At 67.4% G+C, this 13,669-nt stretch carries 9 protein-coding genes; 4 read left to right on the forward strand and 5 right to left on the reverse strand.

All coding sequences use genetic code 11. The annotated features are described in order from the left end of the window. Positions 1-6 precede the first annotated feature (6 nt). The 4 genes from Q0Q36_RS05695 to Q0Q36_RS05710 all read right to left on the reverse strand — a co-directional run bounded on the left by Q0Q36_RS05695 (position 7) and on the right by Q0Q36_RS05710 (position 3,913). Positions 7-750, reverse strand: coding sequence for an ABC transporter ATP-binding protein (locus Q0Q36_RS05695; RefSeq protein ID WP_293796272.1), 744 nt, complete (start codon positions 748-750; stop codon positions 7-9). Further along, on the reverse strand, positions 747-1,751 hold the full coding sequence (locus Q0Q36_RS05700) for a branched-chain amino acid ABC transporter permease (RefSeq protein WP_293796274.1): 1,005 nt from the start codon (positions 1,749-1,751) through the stop codon (positions 747-749). The genes Q0Q36_RS05695 and Q0Q36_RS05700 overlap by 4 nt, the downstream gene beginning before the upstream one ends. After that, on the reverse strand, positions 1,748-2,626 hold the full coding sequence (locus tag Q0Q36_RS05705; RefSeq protein WP_293796276.1) for a branched-chain amino acid ABC transporter permease: 879 nt from the start codon (positions 2,624-2,626) through the stop codon (positions 1,748-1,750). The genes Q0Q36_RS05700 and Q0Q36_RS05705 overlap by 4 nt, the downstream gene beginning before the upstream one ends. A gap of 150 nt (positions 2,627-2,776) precedes the next feature. Beyond that, positions 2,777-3,913, reverse strand: a complete 1,137-nt coding sequence (locus Q0Q36_RS05710) for an ABC transporter substrate-binding protein (protein ID WP_293796278.1) — start codon at positions 3,911-3,913, stop codon at positions 2,777-2,779. Between the two features lie 250 nt (positions 3,914-4,163). On the opposite strand from Q0Q36_RS05710, the gene Q0Q36_RS05715 reads away from it, so the two are divergent. Next, positions 4,164-5,429 carry an alkyl sulfatase dimerization domain-containing protein gene (locus tag Q0Q36_RS05715; RefSeq protein WP_293796280.1) on the forward strand — a complete coding sequence of 422 codons (1,266 nt, stop codon included), beginning with the start codon at positions 4,164-4,166 and terminating at the stop codon, positions 5,427-5,429. A gap of 96 nt (positions 5,430-5,525) precedes the next feature. Here Q0Q36_RS05715 and Q0Q36_RS05720 read toward each other — a convergent pair whose 3' ends face one another. Next, positions 5,526-6,047, reverse strand: coding sequence for a DUF4142 domain-containing protein (locus Q0Q36_RS05720; RefSeq protein WP_293796282.1), 522 nt, complete (start codon positions 6,045-6,047; stop codon positions 5,526-5,528). Between the two features lie 139 nt (positions 6,048-6,186). On the opposite strand from Q0Q36_RS05720, the gene Q0Q36_RS05725 reads away from it, so the two are divergent. The 3 genes from Q0Q36_RS05725 to Q0Q36_RS05735 all read left to right on the forward strand — a co-directional run bounded on the left by Q0Q36_RS05725 (position 6,187) and on the right by Q0Q36_RS05735 (position 13,376). Beyond that, positions 6,187-6,942: a hypothetical protein gene (locus tag Q0Q36_RS05725; protein ID WP_293796285.1), complete on the forward strand. Its 756-nt coding sequence runs from the start codon at positions 6,187-6,189 to the stop codon at positions 6,940-6,942. Between the two features lie 102 nt (positions 6,943-7,044). After that, the gene (locus tag Q0Q36_RS05730; RefSeq protein ID WP_293796287.1) at positions 7,045-9,057 is read left to right on the forward strand and encodes an autotransporter assembly complex family protein; all 2,013 of its coding nucleotides are present in this window, start codon (positions 7,045-7,047) and stop codon (positions 9,055-9,057) included. Further along, on the forward strand, positions 9,057-13,376 hold the full coding sequence (locus Q0Q36_RS05735; RefSeq protein WP_293796288.1) for a translocation/assembly module TamB domain-containing protein: 4,320 nt from the start codon (positions 9,057-9,059) through the stop codon (positions 13,374-13,376). Before Q0Q36_RS05730 ends, Q0Q36_RS05735 begins: the two co-directional genes overlap by 1 nt. Positions 13,377-13,669 lie beyond the last annotated feature (293 nt).

A 13,669-nucleotide genomic window follows, 5' to 3' on the forward strand; every position in this document is an offset into this window, starting at 1 on the left:
ATCTCCTCAGTGCCCCAGATAAGCTTCGATCACGGCCGGGTTGGTGCGCACCTCGGTCGGCGTGCCTTCGGCCAGAACCTTGCCCTCGGCCAGCACGATCACGCGGGTGCAGAGCGACATCACGAAATCCATGTTGTGCTCGATCACCACGAAGGTCGCGCCCTGCTCGGCATTGATCGCGCGCAGGCGCTCCTTGAGATCGCCGAGCATGGTGAGGTTCACGCCACCGGCCGGCTCGTCGAGCAGCACGAGGCGCGGGCCGGCCATGAAGGCCATTGCCGCGTCGAGCAGCTTCTGCTGGCCATAGGACAAGCCTCCGGCTTTGGCGTCCGCGAGATGACCGAGCTTGAAGAAGCCGATCATCTGCTCGGCCTTGTCGGAGAGACCCGCATCGCGGGCGCCGAACAGGCGGCCCAGCATCGAGCCCTGATGCTCCTGGCCCGCGAGGATCAGGTTCTCGCGCACCGAGAGTTCCGGGAAGACCTGCAGCAGCTGGAAGGTGCGGCTGACGCCGAGTCGGTTGAGCGCGGACGGGCGCATGTTGGTGACATCCAGGCCGTCCAGCTTCACCGCGCCTTGCGTCGGTTCGAGCTGCCCGAGGATGCAGTTGAACAGGGTCGACTTGCCGCAGCCATTCGGTCCGATGATGCCGAGGATTTCGCCCTCGTTCACCGAAAACGAGATGCCGTTCACGGCCTTGATGCCGCCGAAGGCCTTGTGCAGGTCGTGGACTTCGAGGACCGGGCTCATCGCGCGCCTCCGGTCTTGCGCCGGAGTGCATGCCAGCCACGCTCGATCAGGCCGCAGACGCCCTGCGGGCAGATGACGAGCAAAGCGAGCACGATCGTCGCGAAGATGATGAGGTAGAGCGAGCCGGCGAAGCGCAGCCATTCCGGCAGGACGACGCCGAGCAGTGCGCCGACGAAGGGGCCGAAGAGATAGCCGGAGCCGCCCGCGACGACCATCAATAGCAGGAACAGGCTCTGCGACAGCGAGAAGGGCGAGGGGTCGATGAACTCGACCAGCGGCGCATAGAGCGAGCCCGCAAAGCCGCCATAGGCCGAGCCGATCGCGAAGGCGAGCAGCGTGTAAGCGCGGGTATCGACGCCGAGGCTCGCGGCCCGGACCGGATTCTCGCGGAGCGCCGTGAAGGCACGGCCCCAGGGCGAGCGAACGAGCCACCACAGCTTCAGCGACAGGACCAGCGTGACGACGACGACGAAGCGGTGGAATTCGAGCGCGCCGAACAGCTTGATGCCCAGGAAGTCCGGCCGGTTGATGTTGGAGATGCCGTAGACGCCGCCGGTGAGCCATTGCTCGTTGCGGATGAGCAGCCAGATCAGCGTCGAGAAGGCGAGGGTGACGAAGGCAAGGTAATGCGTCCGCACCCTGAGCGCCGGGAAGCCGAGCAGCAGGCCGACCGCGAAGGTCAGCAGGCCCGACAGGGCGAAGGCTGCATACCAGCTCACCCCGTATTTCGTGGTCAGGATCGCGGTGGCATAGGCGCCGAGCCCCATGAAGGCTGCCTGCGCCAGCGAGCTTTGCCCGGCATAGCCGAGGGTGAGGTTCAGCCCCATCACGCCGATGCTCATCACCAGCCAGAGCGAGAGCACATAGGTGCCGTAGCGGCCCATCCCGACGGGCGCGAACCAGAGGATGGCGGCGCCGAGGAGGAGCCCGATCAGCGCGGCATCGATCCGGCGGGCCGGGCGCCGCGAGGCTATGGAATTCTGGGCGGCGGGGGCGCTCATATGCGGCGCTCCTCCTTGCGGCCCATCAGCCCTTCCGGCTTGATCAGGATGATGGCGACGAGCAGCACCAGCGGCACGGCCAGCCGGTACTGCGTCGAGATGTAGGCGGCCGCCAGCGAATCCGCGACGCCGATCAGGATGCCGCCGACCAGCGCGCCGCGCACCTGGTTGAAGCCGCCGACGATGGCGGCGATGAAGGCGAACAGGCCGATGGTCTCGCCATTCGAGAACTTCGCGAGATAGATCGGCGAGATCAGGAGCGAGGCGACGACCGCAAGCGCGGCATTGAGCAGGAAGGTGAGCAGCACCATCCGCTCGACCGGGATGCCGAGGATGCGCGCGACGGTCGGGTTCTGCGCTGTCGCCTGCATCTGGCGGCCGAGCCGCGTGCCGCCGACGAACCATTGCAGCAGGCCGATCGCCGCGAAAGCGACGACGATGATCGCGAGATGCTGCAGCGAGATCGACACGCCGAGCAGGTTGACCATGTCGGTCGGCACCAGCGAGGGGAAGCTCTGCGCCTCGGCCGAGAAACCGTCCTTGGCGCCTTCCTTCATGATGGTCGAGAGCGCCATGGTGGCGATGGCCAGCGGCAGCACGCCATGCTTGATCATCGGGTCGACGACGACGAGCTTGAAGCCCGCGCCGAAGATCAGCAGGAAGACCGCGATGCCGAGCAATCCGCCGGCCCAGAGCGGCAGGCCGAAGAGCTTGACCGCGAGCAGGATCAGCACGGCCGGCAGCATGACGAACTCGCCCTGGGCGAAATTGATCGTCTGTGAGGTCTGCCAGACCAGCGTGAAGCCGATCGCGGCGAGCGCATAGATCGCGCCCGTGGCGATGCCGGCGATGAGATAGGCGATGAATTCGGCCATGGCTTCCGCTTTGTGCCCAGACTCATGTCATCCCGGGCGACCGTAGGAGACCCGGGATCCATTCCGGAACCTTTCCGATGAAGGCTCAGGCATGGATCCCGGATCTTCGCTTCGCTCCGTCCGGGGTGACGTCGAGGGTATGCTGGCTGCTTACGGCTTGATCCGGGGCAGGGTGGTGTTGATCACCTGCTTGCCGTTGACGACCTCGGCGAGGAAGCTTTCGCGGTCGAGGTCGCCGTTCTGCTCGATCACCGTATCCATCAGGATGCCCGGCTCCTCGCTCGCCTTGATGGTCGCGCCGCGCAGCGTGTCGGCGACGCCCTTCTTGTCGAATTTCTTCTGCTTCTCGGTCGCCCATTTCACCATGAACACGGCCATGTAGCCCTTCACGCCGTTATGATCGGAGGAGAAGCCGTATTTCTCGCGATAGCGCTTGCCGAAATCCTGCAGGGCCGGGACCGGCGCGTCGGTCGAGAGGCCGACATGGCCCTTCACGCCGTTGGCGGCGTCGCCCGCCAGTTCCAGCACCTTGGCGCCGAGTAGGGTGGTCTCGCCGATCATCGGCTTGGTGATGCCCTGCTGCTTGGCGGCGCGCAGGAAGCGGGCGCTCTCCTCCTCGTTCAGATAGACGAAGACGGCATCGGCATTGGCGTTCTTCACCTTGATCGCGTCGGCGGTGAAATCGGCCTGGCCCTGCTCGGTGGAGACGTCGGCAGTAACCTTGATGCCGGCCTTCTCCAGTTCGGGCAGGATGGTGTCGCGCCCGCCCTTGCCGAAGTCGTTATTGACCCAGACCACGGCGATCGAGCCGGCCTTGACGGTGTCCTTCAGGTATTTGGCGATCTTCGGCATCGCCGCCGCCTGGCTGATCGAGGTGCGGAAGATGTAGGGATTGCCCTGGCGGGTGAAGCCGGCCGCCTCGCCGCCGACGATCTGGGCGATCTCGGCGCGCTGCGAGATCTGCATGGAGGCGCCGATCGGGCCCGAGAAGATCGGGCCGAGGATGGCATAGGCGTTCTCGTCGATGGCGCGCTGCACGGCGGCGCGGGTGTTCCCCGGATTGGTCTGCGTGTCGTAATGGACGATTTCGACCTGCTTGCCGAGGATGCCGCCTTTGGCGTTGATGTCGGCGGCGGCCATGTCGGCGCCGTTCTTCCAGTTGGTGCCGGCGGCGGCGCCCGCGCCCGACAGCTCGATGACGTCGATCAGCTTGACCTTGTCCTGCGCCTGCGCCGGCAGGCTGAGCGCGGCGCTGAGCGCGGCGGCCATGACCCAAAGCGATTTCATATCCTGTTCCTCCCGAACGTTTCTCAAAATCTCACGCGCGATCTTGGATAGCCGCGGCGTCCGCCCGCTTCTTGCAGGGCTTTGGGGCGCGATGTCCAGAGGCGAAGGGGTTTGGCGGGGTTGAGGTTTTCGCTTTGCCGGGGATGGCACGGGGAGAGCCGCTGACGCCACCTGTCAGCATACGGACGCGCCGGCCTGTTGCCCGCGGTCGATGGTGCTACACAGGAAGGGCTTTGCAGGAGAAGCCCGCATGAAACAGGACCCGCTGTTCGAGCGCCTCTGGGATGGCTCCGCCGCGATGGAGGAATGGACCGCTGCGGTCTCGCATGGTGCGATCACGCAGGTGGGCGACAACATCATCACCGTCCACACCACCTATTTCTGCGGCAGCGTCACGGCGATCCGCACGACGGAAGGGCTTGTGCTGATCGATACCGCCAAGCCTGACACGGCCCGGCAGACGCTCGACGTCATTCGCTCCTGGGATGGCGGTCCGATCCATACGGTGATCTTCACCCATGGCCATATCGACCACACCAGTGGCATCAAGGTGATCGACGAGGAGGCGGAGGCGCGCGGATGGCCGCGCCCGCGCATCGTCGCCCATCGCAATGTCGCCCGGCGTATGCAGCGCTATGTCGACTCGCACGGCTTCAACAGCCTCGTGCAGAGCCAGCAGTTCAACATGCCTGGCTATGTCTACCCGATCGGCCAGCGCCGTCCTGACGAGGTCTATGACGACACCTTGTCGCTCACGATCGGCGGGGAGCGGCTCGAACTCTTCCACGGCCGCGGCGAGACCGATGACGCGACCTTCATCTGGTTGCCGGAGCGGCGCGTGCTGGCGAGCGGCGATTTCGTAATCTGGGTCTTCCCCAATGCGGGCAACCCCCGCAAGGTCCAGCGCTACGCGGCGGAATGGGCGCAGGCACTGCGGCGGATGGAGGCGCTGAAGCCCGATATCCTGATACCCGGCCATGGTCCCGTCGTCTTCGGAGCGGATCGGGTGGCGCGGATGCTCGGCGACGGCGCCGAGGCGCTCGAGCATCTCGTTCGCGAGACGCTGGCGCTGATGAATGAGGGCGCGGGGCTCGAAGATGTCCTGAACAAGGTCAAGGTGCCCGCCAGCTACCTCGCCAAGCCCTATCTGCTCCCCAAATACGACGATCCCGAATTCCTCGTCCGCAGCATCTATCATTTCTATGCCGGCTGGTTCGACGGCAATGCGGCCCATCTCAAGCCAGCCCGCACGGCCGAACTGGCCGCTGAACTGGCGGAGCTCGCCGGTGGCGCCCGCAAGCTTGCGGAACGTGCCGAGGCGCTGGCAGGGCAAGGGCAGAACCGGCTCGCCGTGGCGCTGGCGGAGCTTGCGGCATCGGCCGTGCCGGACGATCCACAGCTCCAAGCCATCCGCGCGGCAACGTTGCGGAAGCTGATCGACAGCGAGAGCTCGCTGATGGGCAAGGCCTTCCTCGCCGTCTACAAGCGCGAGGCAGAAGGGCAGACGAAGGCCTGAGGATGCTCCACCTTTGTCATTGGGGCTTCACGCCTGCGGCGCGCCCCGGAATGACAAAGGTCGCGCGAAGCCCTCGCAGGCAAGTCGCCGCAGAACCTACGGCGTGACCGGCAATCCCTGCGCCTTTCGGTCAAGCTCGCGAAACACCGGCAGCGACTGCGCCGCGAAGCTCTTCAGTTCGGGATCGTCGCCTTCCTTGGCGTAGCGCTCCATCAGCACGGCGACATCATGATGCGTGCTGCGCTGGGCTTCGACATAGGCCTTGTCGAAGGCGGTGCCCTGCTTGTCGGTGAGATCGCGCAGCAGGTCGAGATGGCGCCCGTCCGGACGGTCGGGCAGGGCGATATCGGAGCGCTTCGCGACGATGCGGCGCAGGCCGCTGGTCACGGCTCCTTGCTGGCTGGCGAGATCATGCGCGAAATCCTTGATCGCGGGCGAATTGCTCTTGTGCAGCGCCAAGGTCGCGGACTCCATGCCGAACATCTGGGCGATGGCGGTCTGGCGCACGAAATCCTGGGTCGGAACGGATGATTGCGCCGCGGCGGTGGAGCCAAGCAGGGCGAGGCCGGCGAACCCCTGCAACAGCGTTCGCCGGGTGCGATGAGTGATCTGTGCCATCCTCCGGGAACCGCAAAGCCACCGCGAGGTTCCATGGTGCCGGCGCCGGACCCTGCTGCATCGGCTCGCCTTGCCGCGTCTTGCCCGCTGCGATAGCAGGGCGGGGGTACGCTTGCCGTCCGGATGCAGAGGAAGTTCCATGCCGACCACCGTCGAGACCCTGCGCGATGCGCTGGTGAAGGCCCGCCGCGAGCGTTCGCTGGCCGAGATTGCGAGCCTGCCGGTGCCGGCGACCCTGTCCGAGGGACTCGTTGCGCAGGCGGCGGTCGGCAAGGCGCTGGGCCTCCCCGAGGCCGGCTGGAAGGTCGGCATCGCCGAGGACGGCCAGGCGGTCGCCGGCCTGATGCCCGGCGCCTGGCTGGCTCCCGGCGATGTCTATGAGGGCGCGATCGGCGCGGAATTGCGCATTGAGATCGAGCTCGCGCTCCGGCTCGCCCGCGACGTGCCGTTCCGCCCGGCTCAAGCCTATTCGCGCGCAGAACTGCTCGCTTCCTGCGACAAAGCCTATCTCGGAATCGAGATCGTCGAGAGCCGCCTTGCCAACTGGGCCGGCAATGTCGCGTTCCCGCTCTGGCTCGCCGATGCGATGGGCCATGGCGGCTACGTGATCGGCCCCGAGCTCGACATCGCGACGTTGGACGATCTCACTGGCCTAGGCTGCTTCATCTCGCTCAACGGCGTGACGATCTACGACCAGCCGGCCGTGCACGGAAACGGCGACCCGATGACGCCCTTCCTCGCCTGGGCCAACCGCCAGAGCGATGATCTCGGCAGCCTGAAGGCCGGGCAGATCGTGACCACCGGCAGCCTGTGCGGCGGCGTGCTCTCGCCCGGAAAGGGCGAGATCGTGACGCGGCTTTCGCCGCTCGCCACGGTGACCTTAACGCTTCGTTAGAGGGATCGGTCGAGTCCTTGAGCATTGCACATGCCCGCCTGCTCCCTATGATGGCGGCGGGAATGGGCACTGTTTTGAGTGTGGGGGTTGCTTGGAGGGCGGATGCGGTTTTGGCGTAGGGCAGGGCATGCGGTCGCGCTGAGCGGCGGCTGTGCTTTTGCCACACTGCTGAGCCTGCAGGCGGAACCGGCCCGGGCTTTTGATCTCTCGTCGCTGGACGTGTTCGGCCTTTTCACCAAGAAGGACGAGCCGCCGGCTCCGAGCCCGTCCGCCTTGCCGTACAAGCTCGAATTCGATCTCGGCGAGGCCGACGACGCCAAGGCGTTGACGCGCTCGCTGCAGGATACCTCGCTGCTCTATCGTCTGCGCCAGGATGCTCCGCCCGATGGCGAATCCCTGTCGCGGCGGATGGCGACAGACCTGAACCCCATGCTCGATGCGCTCTGGTCGCAGGGCTATTTCAACGCCGATGTGACGTTGATTGCGGACGGTGTCCCGCTCAAGATCGGGGCCGAGCCCGACGCGGCGCTGGTCAGGACGCTCGAAGCCCATCGCAACCGCGACGCCGTGCCGATCACGGTCAGGGCCCGGCCCGGCAAGGTCTTCGGCCTGCGCAGGATCGATGTCGTCGAACGCGACGAAGCCGGTCCGCCGGCGATCGCCGATCCGGTCAAGGTCTCCCGGTTGAAGGCAGGCGATCCGGCGACTTCGGCTGCCTTGAAGGCCGCCCAGGCATCGTTGGTCGATTATATGCGGGCGCAGTCGCGTCCGCTGGCCAAGGTCGTCGAACTCCGTCCGGTCGTCGACCACGCCGCCGGCATCATGGACGTGACCTATGTCATCGCGCCCGGCCCGCTTGCCGGCTTCGGCGACATCACGGTGGGCCAGACCGACGAGATTCCGCCCGCGGTCGTACGCTCCTTCATCTATCTGGAGCCCGGCGATCCCTATTCGCCGAAGGCGCTCGCCGATACCCGCCGCTCGATCGCGACGATCCCCGCCGTCGGCTCCGTCCGCATCCGCGAGGGCGACAAGCTCGACGGCGCCGGCAACCTACCGATCTTCGTCGAGGTGACGGAGCGGCCCAAGCGCCTGCTCGGCTTCTCCGCGCGCTATTCCACCATCGATGGCCCGGCGGTGAAGACCTATTGGGAGCACCGCAACCTGTTCGGCGGGGCCGAGCGTCTGCGGCTGGAGGCCAGCGTCTTCTTCGCCCCGCGCATCGACGGCACCAAGATCCAGCGCTTCGGCGACTTCAAGGAATCAGATCTCGGCGGCCGCTTCGCCTTCAGCTTCATGAAGCCGGCGCTGAACGGCAGCCGCAACGACCTGCTCATCGATGGCGTCGCGACGCGCGAGCGCGTCGGCCTCAACCGCTATGGCGGCTACACGGCCCGCTACGGCAATGTCACCACCGCGATCCGCCATCGCTTCAGCGACACCTTCTCGGTCCAGGCGGGCATCGAGGTCGAGCGCGGCCAGACCAGCGACGTACTCGGGCAGGTGGACTACACCTTGGTAGGCATCCCGCTCTCGGTGAAATACGATTCCACCGACAACCTGCTCGATCCGACGCGCGGCTTCCGGGCGACGGCCTCCTTCACGCCCTATCCGACCTTCCTCGGCTCGACGGTCGGAATCTACCAGACCAAGGCGGCCGTCTCCGCCTATTACGCGCTGGACGAGGACAACCGTTACATCCTCGCCGGCCGCGTCGGCTTCGGCTCGGTCGCCGGCGCCAGCCTTGCCGACATCCCGGCGACGCGGCGCTTCTATGCGGGCGGCGGCGGCTCGGTGCGCGGCTATGCCTATCGCAGCCTGTCACCGCTCGGGCCTTACGGGCAGATCATCGGCGGGCGCAGCCTGCTGGAGGCCTCGGTCGAGGCCCGCATCAAGATCACCGACACGATCGGCATCGTGCCCTTCTTCGATGCCGGCACCGCCTTCGAATCGAGCCTGCCGGACGGCAAGCAGAAGCTGCAGATGGCCGCCGGCCTTGGTTTCCGCTACTATACCGGCATCGGGCCGATCCGCGTCGACATCGCCGCGCCGCTCAATCCGCGCAAGGGCGACAAGCCGGTCGCGCTCTATGTCAGCATCGGGCAGGCCTTCTGATGCGCCGGCTCCTCACCATTCCCCGTCTCGCGCTCTTGGCTCTGCTGCTGACGGCGGGCTTCCTCTTCTCGGCCCATTTCGGCGGCTTCGCCCAGAACGCCCAGACCGATCGCGGCGTCGTCGCCGACCTCATCTCCAAGGCTCTGTCGAGCGATACCAGCCAGGTCTCGATCGGCGCGGTCAACGGCGCGCTCTCCTCCGATGTTGAGATCCGCGACATCGTGCTCTCGGATCGCGACGGCGCGTGGCTGAGGCTCGATCGCGTCCGCCTGATCTGGACCCGCAGCGCGCTTCTGCTGCGCCGGCTCGATGTCGACCGGCTGGAGATCGGCAAGCTCGAGATCCTGCGCAAGCCCGTGCGGCAGCCGGCCGGCACGGCACCGCCGAGCAACGAGCCGATCCTGCCCGAGCTGCCGCTCAAGGTCATCATCCGCGCGCTCCAGCTCAACGAACTCGCGCTTGGCGAGCCGGTGTTCGGCGTTGCCGCCCGCCTCAGCGCCAATGGTGCGGCGCGCCTGGGGCCGCCCAATGAAGGGCTCGACCTCAAGTTCGAAGCGAAGCGGCTCGACATGGGCGGGCTCTTCGACGTCACCCTGTCCTTCGTGCCGGAAAGCACGCGCCTGCAGCTCGCCGCGAAGCTCGACGAGCCGGCGGGCGGACTGATCTCGAAGGTCGCGGGCCTGCCGGGCGAACCGCCGGTCAAACTCGACCTCACGGGCGACGGTCCGCTCGATTCCTTCCGCTCCAGCCTCACATTCACGGCAGGGCCCACGATCGGCGCCAATGGTTCGGCCACGCTGACCCGCGCCGGTGTCGAGCGCTCGCTCGCGCTTGCGCTAGACGCCCGTATCGAAGGCCTGATGCCGGCGCCCGTGGCGCCGGTCTTCGCCGGCTCGACCAGGCTCGACGGCGCGGTCGGCTTTCGCGACGACAGCGGTATCGAGATCCGCAACCTCGCGCTGGTCTCGGCCCTGGCGCGCCTCGATGTGCTCGGCCGCTACAATCCCGACAAGACGGTCGACCTGCGCGTCACGGCGGCGGCCCGCCCGAATGCCGATGGCCGCACCGTCGCTTCCGGCACAGAGATCGGCAAGCTCGCCTTCGACGCGACGATCCGCGGCCCGGTGGCCGGGCCGACCGTCGTCGCCAAGCTCGACGCAAGCGACGCCAAGCTGCCGGCCGGACAGTTCGGCAAGGTCGCGCTCACCTTCAACGCCGCGCCGACCGGCACGATCGGCGAGCCCGGCACCCGCATCGCCTTGACCTCCGATGGCGAGGCGAGCGGGATCGTGCTGGCCGACAAGGCGCTGATGCGCGCCGTCGGCGACAAGGTCACCTTCACCTTGCGCGGCACCGGCAATGACGATGCCACGGCTGATTTCGAGATGTTGAAGCTCGCGATGTCCGGCGTCGAGCTGGACTACAGGGGCAAGCTTGGCCAGGCGCGCATGCTCGGCCAGCTCAAGGCGGCGCTGCCCGATCTCGCCCGTCTGAGCGGCTTGGCCGGGCGTCCGCTCGGGGGCAGGGCGGATATCACCGCCGATCTCGACGCGACGCCGCGCCTCAACAACTACACGGCGACGCTCGCCGGCAAGGCCGAGCGCCTCGCCACCGGTGAAGCTGCGCTCGACCGCCTGCTCGCCGGCAACCTGACGCTTGCCGGCCGCGTCAACGCGCTCGCCGGCGACTACACCGTGACCGGCCTGCGCGTCGCAGGCCAGCATGCAGCCTTCACCGCCGACGGCTCGATCGGCCAGCAGCAATCCGACCTGAAGCTCGCGCTGAACCTGCCCGATCTCAAGCGCGCCGATCCGCGTCTTTCCGGCCGTGGCGACGTGACAGCCCAGATCACCGGGCCGCAGAACAGGCTCGACGCCACGGCTCGTATCGCCGTCGCCAATGCCACTGCGCTCGCCCGGCCGATCCCGCGCTTGACCATCGATGCCGTTGCCAAGGACCTGCAAGGCGCGCTCGACGCCAGCGTCACCCTCGCCGGCGAGGTCGATTCCAAGCCGGCCACAGGCTCGCTGCGGCTCGCGCGCCAGCCCGACGACAGCTGGAACCTCTCGACACTGGATTTCGCCCTCGGCTCCGTCCGCCTGAATGGTGGCCTGACGCTTGATCCGGCGAGCCGCGCCGCCGGGCGCCTGACGCTCGCCGCCCGCAATCTCGACGACCTCTCGGCGCTGGCGCTGACCAAGCTCGGCGGCCAGCTCGATGCCGATATCGTGCTGGCAGCGCCGGAAGATCGGCAGGATATCGACCTGACCGCCCGTGGCTCGCGACTGGTCGGCCCCTCGCTGATGATCGACAAGCTCGACGCTCGCGCGAACGCGAAGGACATCTATGGCCGCCCGATGCTCGATGCCGCGATCGCCATCGATCGCGCCGTCGCGGCCGGCGAGGCGATCAGCGGCATCCGCTTCGATTCGAAGGGCGCTCCCGATGCCAGCGCCTTCACGCTGAGCGCCAATGCCCGAGGCTTCGCCCTGAAGGGCGCCGGCCGGCTCGTCCCCGGCGAGCCCTTGAAGCTGGAACTCGCCTCCTTCGACGCGCGCCGCGATGGCCGCGCGATCACGCTCGCCAATCCCGCCGCATTCAGCTTCCCCGCTTCCGGCGTCGAAATCGCCAATCTCGCGCTGCTGATCGACAAGGGGCGGGTGACGCTCCACGGCCGCGCCGGCGAGACGCTCGACCTGCGCTTTGCCGCCCGCGACGTGCCGCTCTCCGCGGCAAGCATCGCCGTGCCCAGCCTGAAGCTCGGCGGCACGCTGAATGCCGAGGCGCAGGTCAAGGGCAGGCCCGGCGATCTTTCGGGGCCGTGGAAACTCAGGATCGCGCAGCTCGTCACGCCGGAAACCCGCCAGGCAGGCCTGCCGCCGGTCGAGATTCAGGGTGAGGGCGCATTCAAGGGCAATGCCGCCGGCATCGCCGCGACGGTCAACGCCGGCAAGGGGGCCAGCCTTACGTTGCGCGGCACCGCACCGCTCAACGCCACCGGGCCGCTGGACCTTTCCGCACAAGGACGAGTCGATGCAGCACTCGCCAACACGATCCTGGGAGCGAGCGGGCAGCGCGTCACAGGCGTCGTCGCCCTCGACATGCGAGCCGGTGGAACCGCTTCCGCCCCGCATCTCGGCGGCAACGCGACGCTCTCGGGCGGCAGCTTCACCGACGCCCTGCAAGGCATACGCCTCAATGCCATCGAGGCGCGGATCGCCGCCAATGGCGACAACCTGACGATCGAGCGCGCCTCCGCGCAGACGCCGAACGGCGGCACCATTTCCGCAAGTGGCCAGGTCAAGGTCGACCCGGCCGCGGGTTTCCCCGGCAACATCCGCATCCGCGGCGACCGCGCCCAGCTCGTCTCAAGCGGTCTGGTGACGGCGGTGGCGGGGCTCGACCTCGAAGTCGCCGGCCCCTTGGCGCAGCGCCCGCGCCTCAGCGGCCGGATCGACATCGCCTCGCTCGAAGTTTCAGTGCCGGACCGCTTGCCAACGACGCTTCGCCCGGTGGACGGTATCAAGCATGTGAATGCGAAGGGCGCGGCCGCCGCCCGCCTCGCTGCCGCTCGCAAGGCGCAGCGGGCTAAGGGGCGTGGCGGACGAGCTACGCCGGCCTTCGATGCGACGCTCGCCCTGACAGTCTCCGCTCCCAGCAAGGTCTTCATCCGCGGCCGCGGCATCGATGCCGAGCTCGGCGGCGAGATTCGCGTCGGCGGCACCTCCTCGGCGCCCGCGTTGGATGGCGGCTTCGAATTGCGTCGCGGCCGGCTCAGCGTCCTGACCCAGCGGCTCGATTTCAGCCGCGGCCGGCTGACCTTCGCCGGCGGCCTGATTCCCGATCTCGATTTCATCGCCCAGACCAGCGCTGGTGACGTGACCGCCAGGATCGTCATCAGCGGCCCGGCCGATCAGCCGGTCTTCACCTTCACCTCGCAACCCGAATTGCCGCCGGACGAGGTGCTGTCGCGATTGCTCTTTGCCCGCGCCTCGGGCTCGCTCTCGCCGTTCCAGGCGCTGCAGCTTGCGCAGGCGGCGGCGCAGTTTGCCGGCGGCGGCGGCGACGACACCTTCGAGCGGCTGCGCAAATCGCTGGGCGTCGACAATCTCGACATCCAGATGGGCGCGGGCGGCCCGACGGTTGGAGCCTCGCGCTATATCAGCGACAACATCTCGGTCGGCGTGAAGGTCGGCTCCAAGCCGGAGGATAGTGGCGTCTCGGTCGGCATCGACGTGACCAAGCGCCTGAAGCTCCAGGCCGAGACCGGAGCGGACGGCAGCGCCGCCGTCGGAATCGGCGCCGAGTGGGAATACTGAGCCCGCGTCGCTCGGGAATCAGGCTGCGAAGAGATTCGGCCTGAATCCGCTTCTCGGCGATGCGATTCCCCGTTTTCGCAGGACAAAAACCTCTTGTGCGGTGCCGTTGGGGTTAATGCTTGGTGAATTTCGCCGCTCAAAGCGTGGCTCCCCTGCAACACCGGTTTCCAAAGCACCCCATTCACAGGTCCGAGAGCTGGATCGTGGTTGATCGGCGGGGCGGCATTCGTATGGTGGAAATGCGTCGGGACGTTCCCGGTCGCTGTTTTTCGCCTTCGCCTCCGAAATAGGTC

Source organism: uncultured Allobosea sp. (genome assembly GCF_945957345.1).
In the GTDB taxonomy this organism is placed as follows: Bacteria; Pseudomonadota; Alphaproteobacteria; order Rhizobiales; family Beijerinckiaceae; genus Allobosea.